Raw genomic sequence first — 23,834 nt, forward strand, 5'->3', positions numbered from 1 at the left:
TCAGGCCTCGGGTGGGAGATCGACCCGTTCGACCGGGTCGGGGATCGGAAGTCCGTCCTTCGGGCGGACGGCGTCGGTGGAGTCGTCGGGGCGGATCGCCTCGGTGATCGCGCTCACCGTGCCGAGCAGTCCCGAGAACTCGGTCGGGATGACCAACTTCGTGGCCCGGCCGTCGCCGATCCGCTCCAACGCGGCGAGGTACTCGACGGTGAGGACGTTCTTGTCGGCGTTGGCTTCCTTGATGCCGATCAGGCGGGCCTTCGCAGCGTCGCCTTCGCCCTCGCCGACGAACTGCAGGCGCAGCTTCTCGGCCTTGGCGCGGAGCTCGATCGCCTGCGCGTCGCCCTGTGCGTCGAGGATCGCCGATTCCTTGCGGCCCTCAGCCGCGAGCACCGCCGACTGCTTCTCGCCGTCGGCACGGGCGATCGCCGCCTCACGGTAGCCCTGGGCCTCGGTGACGGTGGCTCGACGGTCGCGCTCGGCACGCATCTGGGCGTGCATCGCCGACACGACTTCGGGCGGCGGATCGATGCGCTGGATCTCGACTCGGACGACCCGCACACCCCACTTGTCGGTGGCGTCGTCGAGCACTTCGCGGAGCTGGGTGTTGATCGTGTCGCGAGAGGTGAGCGCACGGTCGAGTTCGAGGTCGCCGATCAGGTTGCGGAGGTTGGTCTGGGCGAGCTTCGTGATAGCCGTGAAGAAGTCGGCCACGTTGTAGACGAGCCGCTGTGGGTCGGTCGCCTCGTAGTAGACGACGGCGTCGACGCTGACGACGACGTTGTCGGCGGTGATCACTTCCTGCGGCGGCACGTCGACGACCTGCTCACGCATGTCGATCAGCTGCATCGTCTCGATGAAGGGGACGATCAGCTGCAGACCCGGTGTCTTGGTGTCTTTGTACTTGCCGAGGCGTTCGACCAGACCCCGCTGGTACGGACGCACGATCTTCACCGCCGAGGCGACTGCTGCGAGCAGGATGATCGCCAGTGCGATGATGAGGATGACGACGACGGTCATGGGTGGCTCCTTACTGAGTGGTACCCGCCGACCCGCCGGCGGGCTCGATCACGACTCGGGTCCCGCGCACCGAGACGATGCGCACTTGTTCGCCTTCGGCGTAGGGGCGGTTGGCGTCGACGACGCCCCACACCTCGCCTTCGACGGTGACCCGACCGCGACGATCGGTGTCCATCGGATCGACGGGCGTCGTGACGATGCCTGCCAGTCCGACGAGTCGTTCTGCGCCCACGCCCGGTGTCATGGCGTGGGTCTTCATGAAGCGTTGCGCCCACTTGTAGAGGCCGGCGAACACGAGTGCGCCGCCGAACACGAAGACGGCCCACTGGATCTCGATCGAGACGTCGTAGAAGGCCAGGATCGCGGCGACGAAGGCGGAGACGGCCCAGGGCAGGATGATGAACGATCCGCCGACGACGACGAGCTCCACCAGTGCGAACAACACGGCGGTGCCGAGCCAGATCCAGGGCCACACGTCGAGGTCGATCCCCAAGTCGAGAACCCCGAGCAACATGGCTCCACCATAGGAGCGCTGCGTGACGAATTGGCGACATATTCGTGACATCGGCCCAGGTCGGCACGACCCGATCGGTCCGCGGCCACGGCGTTCGGGTTTGGGAGGATGAGCCGGTGAAGGCCTCGGAGATCAGTCTCGGTATTGCGCTCGTCGCAGTACTCGTGGCGCTCGTCGCTGCCGTGGCACTGGCCCGGCAACGGCCTCGGGCCGTGAGGGCGGCGCAGTCGCGTCATCCGGCTGCGACACCGCCGGTGTCGCTGTCGCTGGTTCGTGAGGGACGCGACGCCCACTGGCGGGTGGAGGTTCGGTCGAGCGCCCCTCGGACGTCGGTCGACATCCTCAGCTATCGGGCCGCCGGCTCGGGCGGGGTCTGGGAGAACGAGCCGATCATCGAGCCGATCGTGCTCCAGCCGGGCGGTTGGGCGGTCCTCCCGAGCGTCGTGGTCGGCCGAGCGCCGACCTACGACGTCGTGATGGGCTGGACCGAACACCGACCCGACGGCGACCACACGGGCTCGGGCACCTTCACCGTCCACGAATCAGGACCCGTCGTCGCCGCTTCCGCGGGTCGACACGGTGGTTGGATCGTCACGGCGGTCGCGATCGGCCTGCTGTTGCTCGTCGCCGGCGCGGTCGTGGTGTCCGAACTACTCGACGGATCCGACGGCGAGATCGCCACCACTCCCCCGCCCACATCACCGCCGACGTCGCCCAGCACCGAGGCGACCACGCCGACGAGCGTGCCCGCCAGCATCGCGGCGACCACGGTCGCGACGACGGCTGCGACGGCACCGCCCGCCACGACCACGGCGCCGACCACCGTGGCACCGACCACGGTGGCACCGGCGACCACGATGTCCACGACCTCGACGACAGCGTCGGTGCCGACCGGCCCGACGGTGGTCGCCGTCGGGCGGATCGAGGACTGCCGGTTCGGGAGCGACTGTCTGGTCGTCGGCTTCCTCATCGACGGCTTCGACGTCGCCCCGACCGAGTACGTGTGCGAGTTCGCCGACGGCGATCGCATCACGTTCGGGTTCGTCGGAGGCGGCGCCGGAACCGCCTGCAGCGCTCGCAGCGCCGATCCGTCGATCACGATCGAGGTCGCCGGGGCGCGTTCCAACACGGTCACGCCCGACGACCTCGGACCGATCGACCCGGCCGGTTAGACCGTCACGAGTTCGGCGTCCCGGTCGGACGGCACGTCCTCGAACTCCTGCTCGGGCAAACCGGCGACGCCTTCCATGTCGACCGCCGGCAGGCGTCGGTCGAGCCAGTCGGGCAGCCACCAGTTGGCATCGCCCATCAGCGTCATCGTGGCCGGCACGAGGATGCAACGCACGATCGTGGCGTCGACCAGGATCGCCGTCGCCAGACCGAGGCCGAACATCTTGGTGACCGGGTCGTCGCCGAGGACGAATCCACCGAAGACCGAGATCATGATCAGGGCGGCCGACGTGATGACACGCGCGGTGGAGGCGAGACCGGCGATCACCGATGCGTCGTTGTCGCCGGTGGCGACGTACTCCTCCCGCACTCTCGACAGGAGGAAAACCTCGTAGTCCATCGACAGGCCGAACAGGACGGCGAACATGAACATCGGGATGAACGACACGATCGGCACGGTGGTCTCGAGCCCGATCAGCTCCTTGCCCCACCCCCACTGGAACACCATCACCAGCACGCCGTACGCGGCGCCGATGCTCAGCAGGTTCAGGACCGCCGCCTTCAACGGGACGAGGATCGACCGGAAGACGATCGTGAGGAGGAGGAACGACAGCACGATCACAGCGGCGATGAACCAGGGCAGCCGGTCGCTCACCCGCATGGCGACGTCACCGAAGTTGGCCGTCTGGCCGCCGACGTGGGCGGTGGCCGTCGTGCCGTCGACGGCGTCGGGCAGCACCTCGGCGCGGAGGCGCTCCACGGTCTCGAACGTCGCGTCGTCCTGCGGCGCCGAGGTCGGGAAGGCGATCACGGTGCCGACGGCCGGACCGATCTCCGGAGGGGCGACCGCGGCGATCCCGGGGTCGGTGGCGACGGCCGCGGCGACGTCGTCGACGACGGTGACGTCGCCACCGTGATCGACGGCGACGACCAGCGGACCGTTGATGCCGGCACCGAAGCCGTCGGCGACGAGGTCGTAGGCGCGTCGCTGCGTCGTCGATTCGGGTTGGGTGCCCTCGTCGGGGAAGCCGAGTTGGAGGGCGAGCACCGGGGCGGTCATGGCCAACAGCGCGACGGTGGTCACGATTGCGTACGGCCACGCATGTCGGGTGACGTGGTTGCCCCACCGTCGCCAACCCGGGCCGACGTCGCCGGCCGCGTGGCCACGTCGGTGAATGCCGAACCGGTTGATCGAATGCCCACTGAGGCCGAGGAACGCCGGCAGGATCGTGATCGACGCGATCACCATGATCGCGACGATGACCGAGGTGGCGATGCCGGCGGCCGTCATGAAGGGAACGCCGGCGACGCCGAGCCCGAGGATCGCGATCACGACGGTGCCGCCCGCGAACACGACCGCTTGGCCGGCCGTGGCCACGGCACGTCCGGCTGCGTCGGGCACGGTCGAACCCTCCGCCAGGAACTCGCGGTGTCGGGTGACGAGGAAGAGTGCGTAGTCGATGCCGACGCCGAGACCGATCATCGTGCCGAGCTGCGGCGCCCAGCTCGGGATCATCACGACGTGGCTGATCAAGGGCATCGCGGCGACGCCGAGCACGAGGCCGAAGATCGCCATGCCGATCGGCAGACCCATCGCGATCACCGACCCGAAGGCGACCAGCAGGATGACGATCGCCGCCGCGATCCCGATCATCTCGGCGGCGCTGCCGCCGGCTTCCTCGTAGGCGAAGAACAGGTCGCCGCCGGCTTCGACTTCCATCGGCAGTTCGGCTCGGGTCTCCGACACGACGTCCTTCAGCTCGTCGAGGTCGTCCATCGCCAGCTGGTCGAGCACCGGGTACTGGATCGTCAGCATGGCGATGCCGCCATCGGGCGAGATGGTCTCTTCGACGCCGATGGCGCTGTCGAGCCCGTCGAGCCGCGACCGGAGCTGGTCGAGTGCCGAGCGGGCGTCGGGGGTCGAGAAGTCGTCACCTGACGTGGGCGTGGCGACGACACGCGCCGTCAGTCCGGCTCGGTCGGAGGAGGCGGATTCGAGCAGTTCGGTCGCGCGCTGCGAGTCGACGCCGGGCACGTCGAAGCTGTCCTCCATCTCTCGTCCGACACCGATCGAGGCGACGACGATGACGATCGCGGCGGCCGCCCAGACGGCGATCACGAGCCAGGGGCGCTCGGCGCTACGGCGACCGAGGCGATACAGGAACGAAGACACGGTGGGTCCTTTCGGGTGGAGACGCGCTCGTCGATCGAGCCATCCGATCGTGCGCCTCGACGCCCGTGCGGGCATCGGTTGATCGGTCGCAATCCGACCGTCCGTCCGGGTGGATCCGTCTCGTCCTTTCGGCCGATTCGGCGTTCGCTGCGGTTCCCTACGATGTCCGGGTGCAACTTCCGCCGGCGCTGCGCGCCTATCTGGCCGAGCCGGCCGTGCCCGACCCGCCTCGTCGGGTCTGGCGCGATTGGGTGCTCGTCGGTGCGGCGTCGATCTCCGCCGTCCTCGAGGCGACGTTGCGGACCGACGAGGAGTGGCAGTCGTTCCCCGTCGCCTGGCGTTGGGCCGAGCTCGCCGTCTTCTTCCTCGCCGTCCCGATCGCACTCCTCGTGCGACGCACCCACCCCCTCTTCGCCGTGCTGTGGGGGTTCATCACGACGCTGCTCTTCGCCGCCGTCGCATCACAGGTCGCCGATGCGTACGGCGGGTTGGTCACGACGGCAGTCGTCCTGATCACGGTCTATTCGCTGTACCGCTGGGGTTCGGGCCGCGACGGTGTCGTCGGCATGGTGGTCGTCCTCCTGGCCGGCGTCGTCGGGAACCTGTCCGATCCGAGCTCGACGATCGGCGAATGGATCGGCGGCTACGTCGTCCTGAGCCTGCCGGTCACCCTGGGCCTGGTGGCCCGCTACCGCGGCTCGGCGCAGGCGCGTGCGGTGGAGGCGGCCAAGGCACACGAGCGAGAAGAGCTGGCGCGGGAGCTGCACGACACGGTCGCTCACCACGTGTCGGCGATCGCGGTGCAGGCGCAGGCCGGTCGGGCGCTGGCGTCGTCCGATCCCGAACGGGCACTGGCCGTGTTGGGCGTGATCGAGGAGGCGGCGTCGCGTACGCTCGCCGAAATGCGGGCGATGGTCGGCACGCTCCGGCGAGGTGCGGTCGATCTGGCGCCGCAACAGGGCGTTGCCGACCTGCAGACGCTCGCTCGCGACAGCCACAGCGGCGTGCCGATCGAGGTCTGCGTCGCTCCGGGCCTCGACGGCCTCGGCCCGGCGGTCGACGCGGCGTTGTTCCGCATCGCTCAGGAGTCGATCACCAACGCCGTCCGGCACGCCAAGCACGCCACCAAGGTCGTGGTGCGGGTCGACCCCGAGGGTGACGGCGTCCGCCTCACCGTGCAGGACGACGGTGATCTCCCGCTCGGCCGCCGTGGCGAGGGCTTCGGGTTGCTCGGGATGGCCGAACGCGCCGAGCTGCTCGGTGGTGAGTTCGTCGCCGGCCCGGGTGGACGACGAGGCTGGCGGGTCGAGGCCGTCCTGCCGAGGAGTACGAGATGACGCTACGGGTCCTGATCGCCGACGATCAGGTACTGGTGCGGACCGGGCTGGCGATGATCCTCGATGCTCAGGACGGCATCGAGGTCGTCGACCAGGTGGCCGACGGTCGCAGCGCCGTCGAGCAGGCGCGCCGGCTCCGGCCCGACGTCTGCCTGTTCGACATCCGGATGCCCGAGCTCAACGGGATCGAGGCGACCCGGCTCCTCGCCGGACCGGGCGTCGACGAGCCGATGGCGGTCGTCGTCATCACCACGTTCGATCTCGACGAGTACGTGCACGGCGCACTGAAGGCGGGAGCGAAGGGGTTCCTGCTCAAGGACGCCGGGCCCGAGCTGCTGGTGCAGGCGATCCACGCTGCGGCCCAAGGTGACGCCCTGATCGCCCCGAGCGTGACCGCCCGCCTGTTGTCGGCCTTCGCCGACTCGGCGGCGAACGAGGTGCGCCAGCCGATCGAGCCGTTGACCGAACGCGAGGAAGAGGTGCTGCGGACGGTCGCCCGAGGGCGCACGAACGCCGAGATCGCGGCAGAGCTCTACATCAGCCTGAGCACGGTCAAGACCCATCTGGCGAGCCTGATGACCAAGCTCGGCGCACGGAACCGGGTCGAGATCGCGATGTGGGCGTACGAGTCGGGCCGGATGAACTGACGGCCTAGTGTCCGCGTCGTGGCCGACGACGTGACCTTCTACGACGACATCGAGGCGTACTGCTCGCAGCTGAGCTACGGGGCCGGTGACACGGTCGAGCTCTGCGTGTCGACTCGTGCCGAGCGGTTCGACGTCGTGGTCGAGCGATGGGGCGCCGAACGCGTCGAGGTGTGGCGTGCCACCGATCTGACCGGTCGTTTCCACGAGGTGCCCGACGATGCCGATGCAGCCGGCTGCGGTTGGCCCACCGAGGTGGAGGTGCCGGTCGAGTCGAGCTGGCGGAGCGGGTTTTACCTCGTGACGCTGACGGCGCACGGCGCGCCCGAGGGGCGGGACACGGCCCACGCCGGGTTCGTGGTCCGCGCTGCCCGACCGGGTGATCGGCCGCTGCTGGTGCTCGCCACGAACACGTGGAACGCGTACAACACGTGGGGCGGGTGCTCGCTCTACACGGGCGGCAAGGAGGTCTCGTTCCGGCGGCCGTTCGCACGCGGCATGTTGTGCCGTCCCGAGACCGAGCGAGACGACCGCAAGGCCAGGCCGGTTCGGTGGGACGAGGAGCCCGACCCCGACGGCACCATCTTCCAGGCGTACCGGAACGAGCGTGGCTACCCGCCGGCGATCGGGTCGTCGGGCTGGTTCATCTACGAGCGGCGGTTCGTCGAGTGGGCCGAGGCGGCCGGTTTCGAGTTCGACTACGCCGTGTCGAGCGATCTCGAGTCGGGTGTGCTCGACGGGTACCGCTCGATGGTCTCGATCGGTCACGACGAGTACTGGTCGGCGCCTCAACGCGAGGCCCTCGAGAGCCTTGTCCGTCGCGGCGGCCGATGCGCCAGCTGTTCGGGGAACACGATGTTCTGGCAGGTCCGGATCGAGGGCGACGGTGTGATGGTCTGCCACAAGTACACCGCCCACGAGACCGACCCGGTGATGCAGGGCGGCGACCCGACGACGATGACGGGCATGTGGGCCGATCCGGTCGTCGGACGTCCGGAAGCAGCGGTGCTGGGCGGTGGTTCGGCCTGGGGGCTGTACCACCGGTTCGGCCAGGCGACGGCCCGCGGCATCGGTGGGTTCGTCGTGTACCGGGACGATCACTGGCTGCTCGAGGGAACCGGGCTGCGCTACGGCGACGTGCTGGGCGCTCGTGACGGCGTCGTCGGCTACGAGACCCTGGGGTGTCGCATCCAATTCGACGAGTACCAACTCCCCGTCCGCTCCGGCGGCGACGGCACCCCGGTCGACATGGAGATCGTCGCGTTCTGTCCCTCGTCGAACCTGCGGTTCGGGGAGTATCCGGCCTCGATCTCGGCGCTGAGCGACCAGGGAGACCTCGACTTCATCGCGGAGCGATTGTTCGGACGGATCGACGACGACTCCATCCGGCGCATTCGTCACGGGAACGCCGTGATGGTCACCGCGAAGCCGTTCGGTCCGGACGGCGGCCAGGTCACCACGATCGGGACGACCGATTGGGCATTCGGCCTTGCGACCGACCCCGCCGTCGACCGAGTGACCCGTAATCTGTTGGCGTGGGTGCACCCCGACGCACCCGCCGACTAGCTCGTCCCTCGCGGCGGGGAAAGGCATCCATGACGCAACGCACCCACCGCCGCTCCCTCGGTCTCGCTGCGGTCATCTCCCTGGCGGGTCTCGCCGTTGCTGCGCCGACTCCAGCCGGCGCCTCCGACGACACCGGCACCGTGCTCGAGTTCGACGACGTGGCGATGCCGGCCGACGTGGCGCCTGCGGTCGCCGTCTCGGTCGAGCGGGCGGTGCGGTGGCGGTCGGTCGAGATCGACGCGACGGCGCTGCGAACCGAACTGCAGTCGGGCACCGTCGAGATCGAGTTGTTCGACGATGCCGAGTTCGTGTTCGACGAGGGCACGACGAGCGCCAGTGCGGGCGACGGGTACGTGTGGTCGTCGGTCGACGGGTTGGACTCCGCCGTGCTCACCGTCGACGGTGACACGGTCCGCGGATCGGCGATGCTCGACGGCCGGACGTACTCGGTCACGCCGGTCGGCGACGCGCATCTAATCGTCGAGGAAGGCGCCGTCGATGCCGACGTGGGCGAGCCGATCCCGGTGCCCGACGACCTGTCCGACCTCCCGACCGCAGAGGCGGTCGCCGCCGCACGTCAGGTGGTGAGCGACGTCGCAGATCCGGCGGCCCGTACGGCGGTGGAGGACAACGACGGGAACCGCATCGTCCGAGTGCTGACCGTCTACACGAACGGTGCGCTGTCCGACTACGGCAACGACGAGCAGAACGCGGAGTCGACGATCCAGTCCGTCATCGACGACGCGAACGTCGTGCTCGCCAACTCCGAGATCACGCTCCGGCTGGAGTCGGCGGGCATCGAGCACGTCGACTACGACGACGAGGTACGGATCGAGGACGACCTCGATGCGCTGACCTTCGCCACCACCGACGCTCTGTTCGACGTCCACCTCGAACGCGAGGTACAGGAGGCCGACATCGTGATGATGGTCCGCGGTGTGGCCGGCAACACGTGTGGGCTGGCCTGGCTCCTCGAGCAGCCGTCGTCGGCGCTCGACGACGAGTTCGCGATGGGCGTGATCGACACCGTGTGCGCGCCGGCCAAGCAGCGGGGGTACATCCACGAGGTCGGCCACATCCTGGGCGCCGGCCACGGCGACCAGCCGGGTGACGGCGTGTTCTCGTACAGCGCCGGCTACAACAGCGGCACCTACCGGACGGTCATGGCGTACGCGAACGGATGCGGGTGCGATCGGATCCCGTTCTTCTCGGCGCCGCGCACGGTGACCGACGACGACGTCGGCACGGTGCCGATCGGCACGGCGTCGCAGGACAACAGCCGCACCCTGAACGAGACCGCGAGCGTGGTCGCCAACTTCCGTCCGTTCCCACTCATGCCGACGCTGCCGGGCCGCTTGCTCGACACGAGGCCGGGCGAGGACACCTTCGACGAGTACCAGGACGACGGTCGGCGGACCGCTCGCTCGGTCACCTCGCTCCCGGTCGCCGGGCGCGGTGAGGTGCCGGCCGACGCCGACGCCGTGATGCTGAACGTGGCCGCCGTGCTTCCCGACGGGCCGGGCCACCTGACGGTGTGGCCCTGTGACGCCGACCAGCCGACGGCGTCGAACCTGAACTACGTGGCGGCGCAGGTCGTCCCGAACTCGGTGCTCGCCAAGCTCGACGACCAGGGCGAGGTGTGCATCTACACCGAGGCGGCGAGCCATCTGGTGGTCGACGTGACGGGCTACGTGCCCGACGGCGGGACGCTCGAACCGTTGGTGCCGGCCCGCTACCTGGAGACGCGCTCGGGCGGTTCGGACGAGACGTTCGACGGTGAGTTCGAAGGAGGCGGGCCACGTGCCGCCGGCTCGGTGCTGCCCCTCCAGATCACCGGTCGAGGCGGGGTCGACGACGATGCCGACGCCGTCATGTTGAACGTGACGGCGGTGCAGCCCCAAGGCGCCGGGCACGTGACGGTCTACCCGTGCGATGCGACCCGACCGACCGCATCGAGCCTCAACTACACACCGGGAACGACCGTCGCCAACGCCGTGTTGTCCAAGCTCGATTCGTCGGGCCGCGTGTGTCTCTACACCCATGCCACGACCCATCTCGTCGTCGACGTGACCGGTGCGGTCGCAGCGGACAGCCGGATCCTCACGCTGACGCCGGCTCGGTTGCTCGAGACGCGCGAGGGGCCCGGGTTCACCACCGTCGACGGGTTGACGCAGGGGACGGGCATTTTCGGACCCGACGCGCAGGACACGTTGCCCGTCGTGGTGCAGACCTCGCTCGGGTACGCCGGTCGGGGCGGGGTGACGCCGGGGGCGATCGCCGCCATCGTGAACGTCACGGTCGTGAACCCCGACCGCTTCGGCCACATCACCATCTGGCCGTGCACCGACGACATCCCGACCGCCTCGAACCTCAACTATGCACCCGGCCAGGTCGTCGCGAACATGGCCATCGCCGAGTTCGCCTTCTCCCCCACCTTCGACGGCCCGTGCGTCTACACGGTGGGCGCCACCCATCTCGTCATCGACGTCGTCGGCTACTTCTGACGGTCGAAACGGGTACGTGGCCGATGGCCGGCGGATCTGGTCAGACGGTCGCGTAGGCCGAGTCGAGGAGCTGCTGGTATTGCTCGATCTCGAAGGTCTGCACGGCGGCCTGGTTCTCGGCGAGGCGAACCACCTTCTCGCTCGACGCCAGCCTCGCAGCCGCGGTGGCCATGGCCACGCCGCCCTCGTGGTGGGCCGACATCAGTTCGAGCCAGTAGCGGCCCTGCGCCAGCCCGTCGAGTTGCGACAGCTCGGCCAGCTCGGCTTCCGACGCCAGACCGTGCATCTCGGCGAGGGGCATCCCGCCGCCGATGTGCATCCAAGCCATCACGGTGTCCGGTGGCGCCGTCGATTGGCCCCAGTCGGTCAACCAGGCGCGCATCATCCCGAGCTCGATCGACTGGTTCTGGAGGACCTCCGCCGCAGCCGCGGTGACCGGCGTCCCCACGTCACGTCCGAGCACCCGTTGACAGAGCACGAGCGCCTGGCCGTGATGGGCACTCATGTCCGTCAGGAAGCCGATGTCGACGTCGGTCGGCTCAGCGGCCGAGTCGTCCGTTCCGCAGGCGCCGACGGTTCCGCCAACGAGGGCGGTACCGACGACGCCGACGGACAGGCCGAGAAAGCGCCGCCGACCTCGAACGACGACGTCGGCGGCCACCGTCACGCCCTGCCTCGGATGTCGACCTCGCCGACGAAGCAACCGAGGACGTACGGGAACGAGTCGGTCGTGTAGTAGGCGTAGTTGCCGTCGGCGTCGGTGAGCCCGTTGCACTCGTCGAGGTCACCCGAACCCTCCACGTAGGTGTGGGCGGCCCAGGTGTCGCTCGCGAACAACGACTCGTCGGTGAGCTGCCACGACGAGGCGTACTGGTCGTTGCCGGTGTAGATCGGGTAGCCGTCGAACGCGTAGCCGAGCAGCTGCGGCCCCGAGGCGATCTCGTCGGGCGTGAAGTCGCAGTCGTTGGTGTCGCTGGTGCCGACGAGGTGGAGGTGGAATCCGGTCGGTCCGTTGTGGCTGCCGCAGTCCATGAGGATCCCGTCGATCGATCCGACGTCGCCGCCCGTCCCCTCGGTCGGGCCGTAGATCGGGATGCCCGCGAGTGTGACGCCGAGCGCACCCAGGAGCGGGACGTCGGTCGTCTCGTCGGCCACGGTCGGTTCAGCGGGGATCTCGTAGGTGAGGTCCTGCGCCGCGGGCGGCCCCGGGCTGGTCTCGACGTAGGTGTAGTCGGGGATGCCGTTCGAGGTGACGACGACCGTGTCACCGTCGCACACCGCCGACGATTCCGGGTCGGGGAGGTCGGCGTTGGCCGAACCGTCGGTGGTGAACAAGGCAGCGATCTCGGTACATCCGGAGACGACGTCGACGCTCTGCGCCGAATCGTCGGTTGCGGTCGTGTCGTCGGTCGTCTCGCTCTCGGTCGTGTCGGTGCCGGCCGGGGTGTCGTCGGCGTCGGTCTCGGGGTCGGTCTCCGTCTCGAGGTCGTCGGTCGAGACGGACTCGGTCGTGTCGTCAGCGGCGTCGTCACTCGAACAGGCGGCGAGGAGGAGTGACGCCGCCAGTGCGGCGCCGAGGGCGACTCGCCGGCGAGGTGTCATCAGCGTGGTCATCTGGTGGGTCCTTTCCGACGCAGACGGTCTGCGTCGTCGGGGCCACCATGCGGCACCTCCCTGTGAATCGGCTGCGAGCCCGCTGGGAAGTCCTCGGTACTCGGGCGGGTGAGTCAGGTGCGCATCGTCAGGTACGCCTCGAGGGCGTCGCGGCGGGCCTCGAAGGTGGCGTCGGAGTGGAGCCAGCAGCGCACCTCGTCGAAGCCCTTGGCCGCGAGCATGTCGATCGTCTCGATCGAGCGTTGACGGGCACCGGCTGCGTCGAGCGGATCGATCACGACGTCGGCGGTGCGAACCATCGTGTCGGGATCGCGGCCGTGTTCGCTGCACGCCCGCTCCAGTCGGTGGAGGAGGTGGTCGACGTGCTCGCTCTCGGGGTCGGTGGGCACCCACCCGTTCCAGCCGTCACCGAGTCGGGCGGCGACCTCCATCGCCTTCGGGCCGGCGGCGGCGACGATGATCGCCGGGGCCGGGTCGGGCCGGAGGGCCAGTTCGGCGCGATCGGTGGTCCAGTGGGTGCCCTCGAGATGTGCGGTGCCGCTCCGGAGGAGTTCGGCGACGACCTGGACGCACTCGGCCAAGCCGCTCGCACGTCGGGTTCCGTCGACGCCGACCTGGTCGTAGTCGAAGCTGTTGCCCGCACCGATCGTGGGTGTGTAGCGGCCACCGGCGATGTCGGCGAGCGCCGCGATCTGGTGGGCGAGCATGGCCGGCGGTCGGTACGGCGCATTGATGACCGAGTGGCCGATCCCGATCGTCGACGTCGATGCCGCCACGGCGGCCGCCGTCGTCATCGCCTCGCGAACGCCGACTCCCTCGTCGGGGAGCGAGTAGTCGCCGTCGCCGCCCGCCCGATAGGCCAGGTGGTCGGGCAGCACGACGACGTCGAGACCGCCCGACTCGGCGAGCTGAACGAGCGCCTCGACGTTCGGCCACGCCACCTCCTCCGGCGCCGACTCCCCCACGTGCAGATCGATGGCCACCCCGTACCGCATGGACCGATCGTGCCACACCCGGCGGATGGCATGATGCCCACATGTCGGAGTTCCCGCGTGAGTTCGTCAGGTCGCTGCCCAAGGCGGAGCTGCATGTCCACCTCGAAGGGACGGTCGATGCGCCGACACTGCTCGCCCTGGCCGAACGCCACGGTGTGGAGCCGCCGGCGTCCGACGAGGACGGTGTCCGCGAGTGGTTCACCTTCGACGGCTTCCCGATGTTCCTCGAGCGCTACTTCACGATCGTCGGGTTGCTCCGTGATCCGGACGACTTCGCGCTCGCCGCCGAGCGCTATCTCCAGACCGCTCACGAGCAAGGTGTGGTGCACGTCGAGTTCCACGTGTCGGCGACCGGGCACGTGCTCGAGAACGGCAAGGCGTGGGCACCGATCCACGACGGCATCGTCGACGGCTGCCGTCGCGCTGCAGCACAGACGGGGCAGACGTGGGGGTTGATCCCCGACATCTCACCGCACCTTCCGGCGGCCGACTGTGCGCGGGCGATGGACCAGGTGTTCTCGCACGATCTCTCGGGTGTCGTCGCGATCGGGATGGGCGGCCCTGCCGACTCGTGGTGGACCGACGACTTCACGCCGATCTACGAGCGCGCCCGCTCGCTCGGGCTGCCGGGCGTTGCCCACGCCGGCGAGCACGGCGGCGCCGACGAGGTCCGGTTCGCGATCGAACAGTTCGGGGCTGTTCGCATCCAGCACGGGATCGGTGCGATGCAGGACCCCGAGGTGGTCGATCTGCTCGTCGAGCGTGGGATCGCGTGCGACGTGTGCCCCGGTTCGAACCTGGCGTTGCACGCCGTCGAGTCGGCGGAAGCCCACCCGCTCGCCCGGATGCTCGATGCGGGGGTGACCGTCACACTCGCGACGGACGACCCGCCGATGTTCCACACCAGCCTGCTCGACGAGTACGAGCGGGCGTGGCAGTGGTGCGAACTCGACGAAGACGGCCTCCGCCGCCTCGCCGACAACTCCCTGGCCGCGCGCCTGTGATGGCGGCCGCCGTCAGGTGATGTCGACGCCGGTCAACTCGACCGACATCGCCCAGAGTCGTTCGGCCGACGACGGATCGGTCGCGTGGGCGTCGACGCCGAGGAACCGAGCGAACGGGCCTTCCGGATCGGTGCGGTTGGCGACGTCGCAATCCTCGCAGTAGACGCCGCCCATGCCATCGAGCGACGGTGTCGTCGCGGCCCAGACCGAGGTGGCCGCCCCCTGCTCGGGCGACTTGAAGAGCGGGTTGACGTTGCCGTTCTCGTCGATCCAGCCTCGTTCCTGCATCTCCTCGCGAGGCAGGTGACGCTGCAGTTCGGTCATGATGCCGCCCGGGTGAACCGAGAACGCCCGCACGCCGTGCGGTTCGCCGAGCACGTCGAGGTGGAGCGCGAACAGGGCGTTCGCCGTCTTCGCTTGGCCGTAGGCGATCCACTTGTCGTAGTCGCCTCGCTCGAACATGGGGTCGTCCCAGCGGATGTCGGACGCCTTGTGCCCGGTCGAGCTCAACGAGATCACCCGTGCGCCTCCATCGATCAGGAGCGGCCAGAGCCCGACTGTCATCGTGAAGTGGCCGAGGTGGTTCGTGCCGAACTGTGCTTCCCAACCCGGTCCGATGCGGGTCTCCGGGCAGGCCATGATCGCAGCGTTGTTGATGAGGATGTCGCTCGGCCGACCGGCGCCGACGGTGGCCTCGACGAAACGGGCGACGCTCGCCTGATCGGCAAGGTCGAGTTCGGCGACCGAAACGTCGCCGGCGGTGTCGCCGAGCTCGGCGAGGACCGACCGGGCGTGATCCGGACGACGGGCGGGCACCAACACGTCGGCGCCGCACGCAGCCAGCGCTCGCGTCGTCTCGAGGCCGAGCCCCGAGTAGCCGCCGGTGACGACGGCGTACGACCCGGTCAGGTCAATGCCGTCCAGGACATCGGTTGCGGTCGAGTCGAAGCCGAAACCGGAGGAGATGGGTGCCTGAGCGGTCATGGCGGCACCGTAGCCCACCCGACTCACCGCTCAGCCGGTGAGCAGTCCGTCGATCGTTGCGAGGGCCCGCCGACACACGAGCGCGTACGGTGCGACGAGCGGCGGCACGCCGAAACCGACGACGCACCGGTCGTCGGTGACCGGGCGGACCCGGTGGTCGGTCGCCGGTATGCCGGCCACCTTCCACCCCCACTCCTCACCGTCCTCGAACGACGTGATCTCGAACGGCACCCGGACACCGACCGCCGTCCGCACCCACCCCGTCGCCCCAAGCCCGAAGGCGTCGCCGTCGAGCCCCGCATCGGAGACCGACGGCCCCCATGCCGGCCACCGCTCGACGTCGACGAGGAGAGCCCACGCCTCCCCCGCCGGCGCGGCGATCTCACGCTCGACCCACCAGGGCTTCACGACCACCGCTCCATACCCCGACCCTACGCCCCAGAGAGCCCCAACGGGGTCGGGTGTCGTAGGGAACGGCGAGGCGCAGCCGAGCCGTTTCCGAAGATCACCCGACCCCGATCCGGCAAGCAACACGACCACCCATCACCCCAACCAATCAACCACCAAACATCCATAGACAACACCAATCACCAGCATCTTGCCACACCGATAGAACACCAGTACGATCTACACATGGGCCCGGTCGACGTCCCCGAAGACGCTTCGTTCGACGACCGCTGCGCCCTGTTCGACGAACCAATCGCCCGAGCAGCCGGCGCCCTCAACGCCGCCCACGCCCACCTCGTCGAACTCACCGAACAACTCATCGACACCGACACCTGGCAACAAGGCGACTGCCGCACCCCCGAAGCATTCCTCCGCTGGAAAGTCGGCCTCTCCCCACACCGCGCCGAAGAAATCGTCGCCGCCGCCCGCGAACGCTCCCACCGCCCCGCCACCTACGAGTTGTTCGACGAGGCCCGCATCTCGCTCGACCAACTCACCGCATCACTGCGCGGACCCCGCTGGGCCGACACCAAGATCGCCGACTTCATCCCCCTCGCCCCGGTCACCAAGATCCGGGTCGCGATGCGCCCCAACAACTTCGAACCCGACCCCGACGAACCCACACCCGCACCGAAGCCCGCCGACGACCGGCTCTCCTACGGCCCCACCGACGACGGCCGCTGGCGCATCTCGGGCAACCTCCCCCTCGAAGACGGCCTCCGCATCGAACAAGCCATCAACGAACGACGCGACGCTTTGTTCAACGACGGCAACGAGAACGTCACGACACCGCAGGCGTTCGTCGACTGCTTCGACCGATCCCTCGCTGCCGTCGAGTCCGACTCACGCCGCGACCACTACCGCACCTGGCTCCACCTCGACGTCACCGACGGCCACACCACCACCACCGACGGCTGGCAGATCCCGATGGCGATGCGAGACCGCATCCTCTGCGACGGCATCATCCAACCCGTCTGGCACCAAGACGGCATCCCGTTCTCCGTCGGACGCAACCAACGCATCGTCCCCGAACGCACCCGCCGCATCATCGAACTCCGCGACCGCGGCTGCCGCACACCCGGCTGCACCAACCAACACGTCGAGATCCACCACATCGTCCACTGGCTCGACGGCGGAACCACCGACACCGCCAACCTGATCAGCCTCTGCAAATACCACCACCGGCTACACCACCAAGGCGAACTCGAGATCACCGGCAACGCCGACCTCTTCGACCACGTCGAATTCACGTTCACGAAGACCGGGCAACGATGTACCGGGGTCGCCCAGCCGACCCCACCCACCGAACAACCCGACCAAACACCCCGATACGAACCACCCCTGCTCGGACGCTTCGACTGGAACTACATCGGCCTCGGCTGGGTCCACCCCAACGCACAGAAACTCAGGCTCGAACAACTCCGAGCCCACCTCGACCGCTCAGACCCCCGAGCAGCCTGATCGAACAAGCCGTTCCTTGGCTGCGGAATCGGTGGGACCGAACCACGCGATCTGGTGCGAGCCGCTGACGCCTGCAATCCGTCGTCAGGTGCCTTGAGTCAGCGAGTAGATCCGACTTCGAATTTGCCACCACACTTCTCGTTTGGTCTGCCTGTCGATTCGTGCTCGCGCAGTCAGGAACCGCACGACCCCGAACACGGTCCACGCAACAGACAACATCACGTAGCGGACCACCAGGAGTAGGGACCTCTTCACTTCGTCCGACCGTAGCGTTCGAGGTTCGATGTGGTGGGGGGACTTGAACCCCCACGCTGGGGAACCGGCGGACATGGTCGGCACACGGCAGGAACGTCCGGTCGGTCGGGGTCCTCTCGAGCGGGCATGATGGGGCGGACGCGCTGACCGGGAGGAACTTGATGCTGGCGTACGACTATCCATTGCTCGGGATCTTCTGGACGCTGCTGATCCTCGGCTTCGTGATTGCGATCGGGTTCGTCGTGATCTACGTGCTGATCGACAATCTTCGTCGTCCGCAACGCGGTGTGGTGAAGGCGGCGTGGACACTCGGGATCATCGCCTTCCCGCTGCTGGGCGCACTCGTCTACATCGTCACCCGGCCGGAGATGGAACAGCCGGGACCGCCACTGCGACCGGCGTACTGACGGCACGATGGCGGTCTACCCTCTGGCCCGTGATCGAACACATCGAGGATCTGCCCGACGGTTGCATCGGGATGCGAGCGGTCGGCGACTTCACGATCGACGACTTCACGACCGTGATCGAGCCCGATGTCGACGCGATCGTCGAGCGTCACGACAAGCTGCGCCTGGTGCTCGAACTCGGTGAACGCTTCACCGGGTTCGGCGAAGGCGCCTGGGGAGAGCTGACGGGCGGCATTCGCCACATCCACTTCCACCGAGGTGCCGTGGTGACCGACGACGGCACGATCTCCCACGCCGTCAACCTCCTGAAGTGGACGCTGCACGGACACGTCCGCACGTTCCACACCCACGAGTTCGCCAAAGCGGTCAGCTGGATCGCCGGCTGACCTGCCTGGGGGTCGGATACGTTTCGTCGGTCCCGACGAAACGTATCCGACCCCATGGATCAGTCGATCTTGGGGAGGACCTTGAGGTTGAGGTCGGCGAGCTGCTTGGGGTCGACCTCGACGGGGGCGTTGGTCATCGGGTCGGTGCCGTTCTGGGTCTTCGGGAAGGCGATGACCTCACGGATGTTCTCCTCGCCCGCCAGGATCGCCACGAGGCGGTCGAGACCGAACGCGAAGCCGCCGTGCGGCGGGGCGCCGTACTCGAACGGGTTCAGGAAGAAGCCGAACTTGCGAGCCGCTTCCTCGTCGGTGATGCCGAGCGCCGTGAACACCTTCTTCTGCAGCTCGGGCTCATGGATTCGGATCGAACCCGAACCGAGCTCCCAGCCGTTGAGCACCAGGTCGTAGGCAATCGAGCGGACCGCCATCGGGTCGGTCTCGAACTTGTCGATGTCGTCGGGGTGCGGCATCGTGAACGGGTGGTGGCCCGGCTTCGGGCGGCCCGACTCCTTGTCGACGCCGACGAACAGCGGGAACTCGACGATCCACACGTAGCGGTAGGGGCCCTGGTGGACGGGCGGGCGACCGAGGTCGTTCCGGAGCGTGCCGAGCACCTCGCAGGTCGTCATCCAGTCGTCGGCGACGATCAGGATCAGGTCGCCGGTCTGCGCCTCCATTGCGGCCTTGACTGCGGCGACCTCGTCGTCGGAGAGGAACTTGGCGACCGGGCTGTCGAAGCCCTCGTCGGTGCACTTCAGCCAGACGAGGCCCTTGGCGCCGGCGCTCTTGGCCTTGTCGGTCAGCTTGTCGAGCTGGTTGCGGCCGTAGTCGTCGGCGGCGCCGTCCACCTTGAGGCCCTTGATCGCCTCTGCACCGGCGAACGCCTTGAACTCCGTGGCCGAGAACACGTCGGTGAGCTCGGTCAGCTCCATGCCGAACCGGAGGTCGGGCTTGTCGATACCGAACCGCTCCATGGCCTCGCGCCACGTCATCCGCTCGATCGGGCCCGGGCGCTCCCCCGTCACCGCCTCGGCGGCATCGAGCACTGCTTCGCTGACGGCGTCGAGCACGTCGTCCTGACCGACGAAGCTCATCTCCATGTCGAGCTGCATGAACTCGTACTGACGGTCGGCACGGAGGTCTTCGTCGCGCAGGCAGCGGGCGATCTGGTAGTAGCGGTCGACGCCACCCACCATCAGGAGCTGCTTGAACAGCTGGGGCGACTGCGGCAGGGCGTAGAACGCACCGTGTTCCTTGCGCGACGGCACGAGGAACTCACGGGCGCCTTCGGGCGTCGACGGCACGAGCATCGGCGTCTCGACCTCGACGAACTCCTGGCGCTCCATCGCCTTGCGCACGGCCGCGTTGACCGACGAACGGATCCGCAGGTTGCGCTGCATGCGCTCGCGTCGGAGGTCGAGGTAGCGGTACTGGAGTCGGATGTTCTCGTCGACGCCGTCGGCGCGGGCGTCGACCGGGAACGGCGGCGGCGTCGCCTTGCGGAGCACCTCGACCTCGCAGTCGCCGACCTCGATGTCGCCGGTCGGCAGGCTGTCGTTGACGGTGCCCTCGGGGCGGGCACGCACCACACCGGTGATCCGCACCACGTACTCCGAGCGGACGTCGACGTCGTCGTTGATGACGCACTGGGTGATGCCCGTGTGGTCGCGGAGGTCGACGAACGCGAGGTGTTCGCCGTGCTCACGGCGGCGGCCGACCCAGCCGGTCAGGGAGACGGTCTGTCCGATGTCGTCGGAGCGGAGCTCACCGCACTGGTGGGTCCGCATCGAGGTGCTGCTCATTGGTTGCTTCCTTGGAGGCGTGTGTGGAGATCGGTGATCAGTGAATCGCGGGCGATGGTGACTTGCTCACCGTCGCCTCGCAGTGGCCGGACGGCGACGGTGCCGTTGTCGACCTCGTCGGTGCCCACGATGACGGCGTAGGCGGCGCCGGAGCGGTTCGCTGCCTTCATCTGGGCTTTCATGCTGCGGTTCTCGTAGGCGCGGTCGGCGCGCAGGCCGGCCTGACGGAGCGCTGCGGTGATGGCGAGCGCCTGCGCTCCCCCGGTCGTGTCGACGACGAACGCGTCGACGGCCGGATCGGGAGCGTCGAACACGCCCTCGTCGTCGCACGCCAGGAGGGTGCGATCGACGCCGAGCGCGAACCCGACGCCGGGCGTCGCGGGCCCGCCGAGATCTTCGACGAGGCCGTCGTAGCGGCCGCCGCCGCCCAGTGCGTTCTGCGCCGAGTCGAGGGTGCCGCCTTGGAACTCGAAGGTCGTGCGGCGGTAGTAGTCGAGTCCGCGGACGAGCTTCATGTCGACGGTGAAGGCGATGTCGAGTTCGCGCAGGCCCGATTGGACCGTGGCGAAGTGCTCTGCGGCCGCATCGGACCAGAACTGGTCGATCGTCGGCGCAGCGGCGACGATCGGCTGATCTTCTCGTCGCTTCGAATCGAGCACGCGCAACGGGTTCTTGTCGAGGGTGCGTCGGCTCTGCTCGCTGAGGTCGTCGCCGGCCGCGTCGAAGTGCTGCCGGAGCGCCTCGACGTAGCGGGCACGATCGTCGGGCTCGCCGAGGCTGTTGAGCAGGAGCGTGACCTGCTGCAGGCCGAGCCGGCGGTAGAACTCCCAGCCGAGCGCGATGACCTCGACGTCGAGGTACGGGTCGTCGACGCCGAGCACCTCGACGCCGACCTGATCGAACTGGCGGTAGCGGCCGCGCTGCGGCTTCTCGTAGCGGAAGTTCGGCCCCGAGTACCAGGCCTTCCAAGGTGTGACCGGACGGTGCTGGGCAAAGGCCCGACAGACACTGGCCGTCTGCTCGGGGCGCAGTGCCACATGGCGCTCCCCCTTGTCGACGAAGTCGTACATCTCCTTGGTGACCACGTCGGTCGCGTCGCCCAGCCGGGTGAAGACCCCGAGGTCTTCCATCATCGGCGGGATGATCAAGCCGTAGCCGGCCGACTCGACCACCTCGGCGAACACCTGGGTGAACGCGCGCCAGCGGGCCGACTCCGGAGCGAGGATGTCACGCATCCCGGGGCTGGTCTGGAACGAAGGCACGGCCGTCGAGGCTATCGCCCGAAGCCCCTGGTCACCGTGGGAGTTCGGCCCCGTCAGGCGTCGCGGCCGCCGCCCGGCAGGAGGCGGTGCACGTCGTAGACGCTGTCGATGCGTCGGATCGTGTTCAGCACGCTGCCGACCTGGGCAGGGTTCGACATCTCGAGCTGGAAGCGCATCTTGGCGACGCGGTCGTCGCCGGTGAGGGTCTCGCAGCCGAGGATGTTCACGCCCATGTCGCCGAGCGTGTTGGCGACGTCGCGGAGCAGGCTCGTGCGGTCGAGGGCAACCACCTCGACACCGGCGGCGTAGGTGCCGCCACGGGCGCCTTCGCGGTCCCACTCGACGTCGATCAGGCGCATCGCCTGTTCGTCGGACAGCGAGGTGGCGTTGGCACAGTCGGCCCGGTGCACGCTCACACCACGGCCGCGGGTGACGAACCCGATGATCTCGTCGCCGGGGATCGGGGTGCAACAGTTCGCCAGACGGACCATGACGTCGTCGAGCCCCTCGACGTGGACACCGACCTGCCCCTCCCGAGATGACCCACGCCTCGGCTCGTGCACGGTGGCCGGCAACTGCTCCTGGTCGGGGGCGCTGTCGCCCTTGAGGATCTTGCCGATCCGCTGCGCGGCACCCCGGGCCGACACATGGCCTTCGCCGATGGCGGCGAGGAACGTGTCGACGTCGGTGTAGCTGTGCTCGACGATGACCTCTGCGAACGCCTCGTGGTTCCAGATCTTCTGGACCGGCAAGCCCTCACGGCGCAACTCGTCGGTGAGCTGGTCGCGGCCGTGCTCGATCATGTCGTCGCGACGCTCGCGACTGAACCACTGCCGGATCTTGTTCTGCGCCTTGTGCGAGACGGCGAACTGGAGCCAATCCTGCGACGGGCCGGCCGACTCGACCTTCGAGGTGAAGATCTCGCACGTGTCGCCGCTGGCGAGCTGATGATCGAGCGGCACGAGCCGCCCGTTGACCTTGCTGCCGATGCACGAGTGCCCGACCTCGGTGTGCACGTAGTACGCGAAGTCGACCGGCGTCGACCCGACCGGCAAGGTGATGACCTTGCCCTTCGGCGTGAAGATGTACACCTCCTCCTGGTCGAGGTCGGTCTTCAGGTTGGCCATGAACTGTGCCGGGTCGCTGACCTCGGCCTGCCAGTCGATGAGGCGGTTCAGCCAGTCGATGTCGGAGGTGTCACCCTCGTTCTTGTAGGCCCAGTGCGCCGCGACGCCCCACTCGGCCCGCTGGTGCATGTCGCGGGTGCGGATCTGCACCTCGAGCGGGCGTCCCTGTGGACCGATCACGGTCGTGTGGAGGCTCTGGTACAGGTTGAACTTCGGGACGGCGATGTAGTCCTTGAAGCGGCCCGGCACCGGGCGCCAACGCCCGTGGATCGAGCCGAGCGCCGCGTAGCAGTCGCGGATCGAGTCGACGATCACCCGGACGGCGACGATGTCGAAGATCTCGTTGAACTCGCGGTTCTTGACGACCATCTTCTCGTAGATGCTCCACAGGTGCTTGCCGCGACCGGTGATCTCGCCTTCGATCCCGAGCTCGTCGAGACGCTTCTGGATGTCGGCGATCGCTTGGGCGAGATAGGTGTCGCGCTCGGGGCTGCGGGTGGCGACGAGGTGGTCGAGTTCGGCGTAGCGCTTCGGGTGCAGTGCCGCGAACGACAGGTCTTCGAGTTGCTGCTTGATCTCCTGGATGCCGAGCCGGTGCGCCAGCGGCGCATAGATGTCGATCGTCTCCTGGGCGATGCGCTGCTGCTTCTCGGGGGCCATGCCGCCGAGGGTTCGCATGTTGTGCAGCCGGTCGGCCAGCTTGATGACGAGCACACGCAGGTCTTTCGCCATCGCCACGAGCATCTTGCGCATCGTGGCCGCCTGCTGGGCCTCACGCGAGTCGAACTGGATCCGTTCGAGCTTCGTGACACCGTCGACGATCCAGGCGACCTCCTCGCCGAACTGTTCGCGGACGTCCTGGAGTGTGATCTCGGTGTCCTCGACCGCGTCGTGCAACAACGCGGCCGCCAGCGACACCTCGTCGAGTCCGATATCGGCGACGATCTTGGCGACGGCGAGCGGATGGTTGATGTAGCTCTCGCCGCTGGAGCGGGTCTGGTTGCGGTGCGCTTCGGCGGCGGTGTGATACGCCCGGTTGATCGTCTCGATGCGCGCCTTGGGGTGGTACGAGCGGTAGCTCCGCAGGAGCGGGACCAGCTCCGAGGCCGCGGCCGTCTCGTGATGTCGCCGCCAGGGAAGGACGCGATCGACGGTGGCCATG

Annotated in this window: 20 protein-coding genes; 9 read left to right on the top strand and 11 right to left on the bottom strand. The window is 68.4% G+C overall.

Going from position 1 to position 23,834, the window contains the following annotated elements; all coding sequences use genetic code 11:
- A complete protein-coding gene (locus BDK89_RS10600; protein WP_133868920.1) occupies positions 1–1,020 on the bottom strand; it encodes an SPFH domain-containing protein in 1,020 nt (339 codons plus the stop codon).
- Between the two features lie 10 nt (positions 1,021–1,030).
- Positions 1,031–1,534: an NfeD family protein gene (locus BDK89_RS10605; protein WP_166657515.1), complete on the bottom strand. Its 504-nt coding sequence runs from the start codon at positions 1,532–1,534 to the stop codon at positions 1,031–1,033.
- Between the two features lie 116 nt (positions 1,535–1,650).
- Here BDK89_RS10605 and BDK89_RS10610 point away from each other — a divergent pair, with 116 nt between their 5' ends.
- Positions 1,651–2,706 (top strand): hypothetical protein, encoded by a 1,056-nt coding sequence (locus BDK89_RS10610; RefSeq protein ID WP_133868922.1) that lies wholly within the window; start codon positions 1,651–1,653, stop codon positions 2,704–2,706.
- Here the strand turns inward: BDK89_RS10610 and BDK89_RS10615 are convergent.
- On the bottom strand, positions 2,703–4,877 hold the full coding sequence (locus BDK89_RS10615) for an MMPL family transporter (RefSeq protein ID WP_133868923.1): 2,175 nt from the start codon (positions 4,875–4,877) through the stop codon (positions 2,703–2,705). The genes BDK89_RS10610 and BDK89_RS10615 overlap by 4 nt on opposite strands.
- A gap of 170 nt (positions 4,878–5,047) precedes the next feature.
- Here BDK89_RS10615 and BDK89_RS22565 point away from each other — a divergent pair, with 170 nt between their 5' ends.
- The 4 genes from BDK89_RS22565 to BDK89_RS10635 are packed head-to-tail and all read left to right on the top strand — an operon-like array spanning position 5,048 to position 10,928.
- Positions 5,048–6,214 (top strand): sensor histidine kinase, encoded by a 1,167-nt coding sequence (locus BDK89_RS22565; RefSeq protein WP_208294032.1) that lies wholly within the window; start codon positions 5,048–5,050, stop codon positions 6,212–6,214.
- On the top strand, positions 6,211–6,861 hold the full coding sequence (locus BDK89_RS10625) for a response regulator (RefSeq protein WP_133868924.1): 651 nt from the start codon (positions 6,211–6,213) through the stop codon (positions 6,859–6,861). The genes BDK89_RS22565 and BDK89_RS10625 overlap by 4 nt, the downstream gene beginning before the upstream one ends.
- 18 nt (positions 6,862–6,879) lie before the next feature.
- A complete protein-coding gene (locus BDK89_RS10630) occupies positions 6,880–8,424 on the top strand; it encodes a N,N-dimethylformamidase beta subunit family domain-containing protein (RefSeq protein WP_133868925.1) in 1,545 nt (514 codons plus the stop codon).
- Between the two features lie 29 nt (positions 8,425–8,453).
- The gene (locus BDK89_RS10635; RefSeq protein WP_133868926.1) at positions 8,454–10,928 is read left to right on the top strand and encodes a M12 family metallo-peptidase; all 2,475 of its coding nucleotides are present in this window, start codon (positions 8,454–8,456) and stop codon (positions 10,926–10,928) included.
- Between the two features lie 40 nt (positions 10,929–10,968).
- Here the strand turns inward: BDK89_RS10635 and BDK89_RS10640 are convergent, their stop codons facing one another.
- From BDK89_RS10640 to BDK89_RS10650, 3 genes are all read right to left on the bottom strand, one after another.
- The gene (locus BDK89_RS10640; protein WP_133868927.1) at positions 10,969–11,595 is read right to left on the bottom strand and encodes a DUF305 domain-containing protein; all 627 of its coding nucleotides are present in this window, start codon (positions 11,593–11,595) and stop codon (positions 10,969–10,971) included.
- A complete protein-coding gene (locus BDK89_RS10645) occupies positions 11,592–12,542 on the bottom strand; it encodes a YHYH protein (RefSeq protein ID WP_243839145.1) in 951 nt (316 codons plus the stop codon). The genes BDK89_RS10640 and BDK89_RS10645 overlap by 4 nt, the downstream gene beginning before the upstream one ends.
- A 113-nt stretch (positions 12,543–12,655) precedes the next feature.
- Positions 12,656–13,537 carry an LLM class flavin-dependent oxidoreductase gene (locus tag BDK89_RS10650; RefSeq protein ID WP_133868928.1) on the bottom strand — a complete coding sequence of 294 codons (882 nt, stop codon included), beginning with the start codon at positions 13,535–13,537 and terminating at the stop codon, positions 12,656–12,658.
- 41 nt (positions 13,538–13,578) lie between these two features.
- Between BDK89_RS10650 and add the strand changes: the two genes are divergently transcribed.
- Positions 13,579–14,541 (top strand): adenosine deaminase, encoded by a 963-nt coding sequence (gene add / locus BDK89_RS10655; protein WP_133868929.1) that lies wholly within the window; start codon positions 13,579–13,581, stop codon positions 14,539–14,541.
- Between the two features lie 12 nt (positions 14,542–14,553).
- Here the strand turns inward: add and BDK89_RS10660 are convergent, their stop codons facing one another.
- A complete protein-coding gene (locus tag BDK89_RS10660; RefSeq protein ID WP_133868930.1) occupies positions 14,554–15,525 on the bottom strand; it encodes an SDR family NAD(P)-dependent oxidoreductase in 972 nt (323 codons plus the stop codon).
- Between the two features lie 30 nt (positions 15,526–15,555).
- Positions 15,556–15,933, bottom strand: a complete 378-nt coding sequence (locus BDK89_RS10665; RefSeq protein ID WP_208294033.1) for an SRPBCC family protein — start codon at positions 15,931–15,933, stop codon at positions 15,556–15,558.
- A 225-nt stretch (positions 15,934–16,158) separates the two neighbouring features.
- On the opposite strand from BDK89_RS10665, the gene BDK89_RS10670 reads away from it, so the two are divergent.
- From BDK89_RS10670 to BDK89_RS10680, 3 genes are all read left to right on the top strand, one after another.
- Entirely contained in the window at positions 16,159–17,433 is a 1,275-nt protein-coding gene (locus BDK89_RS10670) for an HNH endonuclease signature motif containing protein (RefSeq protein WP_133868932.1), read from the top strand.
- A gap of 416 nt (positions 17,434–17,849) precedes the next feature.
- Positions 17,850–18,095 (top strand): PLDc N-terminal domain-containing protein, encoded by a 246-nt coding sequence (locus BDK89_RS10675; protein WP_133868933.1) that lies wholly within the window; start codon positions 17,850–17,852, stop codon positions 18,093–18,095.
- Positions 18,096–18,124: 29 nt separating this feature from the next.
- Positions 18,125–18,481, top strand: a complete 357-nt coding sequence (locus BDK89_RS10680) for a SpoIIAA family protein (protein WP_133868934.1) — start codon at positions 18,125–18,127, stop codon at positions 18,479–18,481.
- Between the two features lie 59 nt (positions 18,482–18,540).
- Here BDK89_RS10680 and aspS read toward each other — a convergent pair whose 3' ends face one another.
- The 3 genes from aspS to BDK89_RS10695 are packed head-to-tail and all read right to left on the bottom strand — an operon-like array spanning position 18,541 to position 23,833.
- Positions 18,541–20,283, bottom strand: a complete 1,743-nt coding sequence (gene aspS, locus BDK89_RS10685) for an aspartate--tRNA ligase (protein WP_208294034.1) — start codon at positions 20,281–20,283, stop codon at positions 18,541–18,543.
- On the bottom strand, positions 20,280–21,545 hold the full coding sequence (hisS, locus tag BDK89_RS10690; protein WP_133868935.1) for a histidine--tRNA ligase: 1,266 nt from the start codon (positions 21,543–21,545) through the stop codon (positions 20,280–20,282). The genes aspS and hisS overlap by 4 nt, the downstream gene beginning before the upstream one ends.
- Positions 21,546–21,598: 53 nt before the next feature.
- Positions 21,599–23,833, bottom strand: coding sequence for a RelA/SpoT family protein (locus tag BDK89_RS10695; RefSeq protein ID WP_133868936.1), 2,235 nt, complete (start codon positions 23,831–23,833; stop codon positions 21,599–21,601).
- Position 23,834: the final 1 nt, after the last annotated feature.

The organism is Ilumatobacter fluminis (assembly GCF_004364865.1).
Lineage (GTDB): Bacteria > Actinomycetota > Acidimicrobiia > Acidimicrobiales > Ilumatobacteraceae > Ilumatobacter > Ilumatobacter fluminis.

What these genes read in the sequence shown, in the direction of transcription:
- BDK89_RS10635 (WP_133868926.1), top strand. Translation starts at nt 8,454, where the DNA reads ATGACGCAACGCACCCACCGCCGCTCCCTCGGTCTCGCTGCGGTCATC.
- BDK89_RS10695 (WP_133868936.1), bottom strand. Translation starts at nt 23,833, where the DNA reads ATGGCCACCGTCGATCGCGTCCTTCCCTGGCGGCGACATCACGAGACG.
- BDK89_RS10670 (WP_133868932.1), top strand. Translation starts at nt 16,159, where the DNA reads ATGGGCCCGGTCGACGTCCCCGAAGACGCTTCGTTCGACGACCGCTGC.
- BDK89_RS10600 (WP_133868920.1), bottom strand. Translation starts at nt 1,020, where the DNA reads ATGACCGTCGTCGTCATCCTCATCATCGCACTGGCGATCATCCTGCTC.
- BDK89_RS10605 (WP_166657515.1), bottom strand. Translation starts at nt 1,534, where the DNA reads ATGTTGCTCGGGGTTCTCGACTTGGGGATCGACCTCGACGTGTGGCCC.
- BDK89_RS10675 (WP_133868933.1), top strand. Translation starts at nt 17,850, where the DNA reads ATGCTGGCGTACGACTATCCATTGCTCGGGATCTTCTGGACGCTGCTG.
- BDK89_RS10650 (WP_133868928.1), bottom strand. Translation starts at nt 13,537, where the DNA reads ATGCGGTACGGGGTGGCCATCGATCTGCACGTGGGGGAGTCGGCGCCG.
- add (WP_133868929.1), top strand. Translation starts at nt 13,579, where the DNA reads ATGTCGGAGTTCCCGCGTGAGTTCGTCAGGTCGCTGCCCAAGGCGGAG.
- BDK89_RS10645 (WP_243839145.1), bottom strand. Translation starts at nt 12,542, where the DNA reads ATGACCACGCTGATGACACCTCGCCGGCGAGTCGCCCTCGGCGCCGCA.
- aspS (WP_208294034.1), bottom strand. Translation starts at nt 20,283, where the DNA reads ATGAGCAGCACCTCGATGCGGACCCACCAGTGCGGTGAGCTCCGCTCC.
- BDK89_RS10625 (WP_133868924.1), top strand. Translation starts at nt 6,211, where the DNA reads ATGACGCTACGGGTCCTGATCGCCGACGATCAGGTACTGGTGCGGACC.
- BDK89_RS10660 (WP_133868930.1), bottom strand. Translation starts at nt 15,525, where the DNA reads ATGACCGCTCAGGCACCCATCTCCTCCGGTTTCGGCTTCGACTCGACC.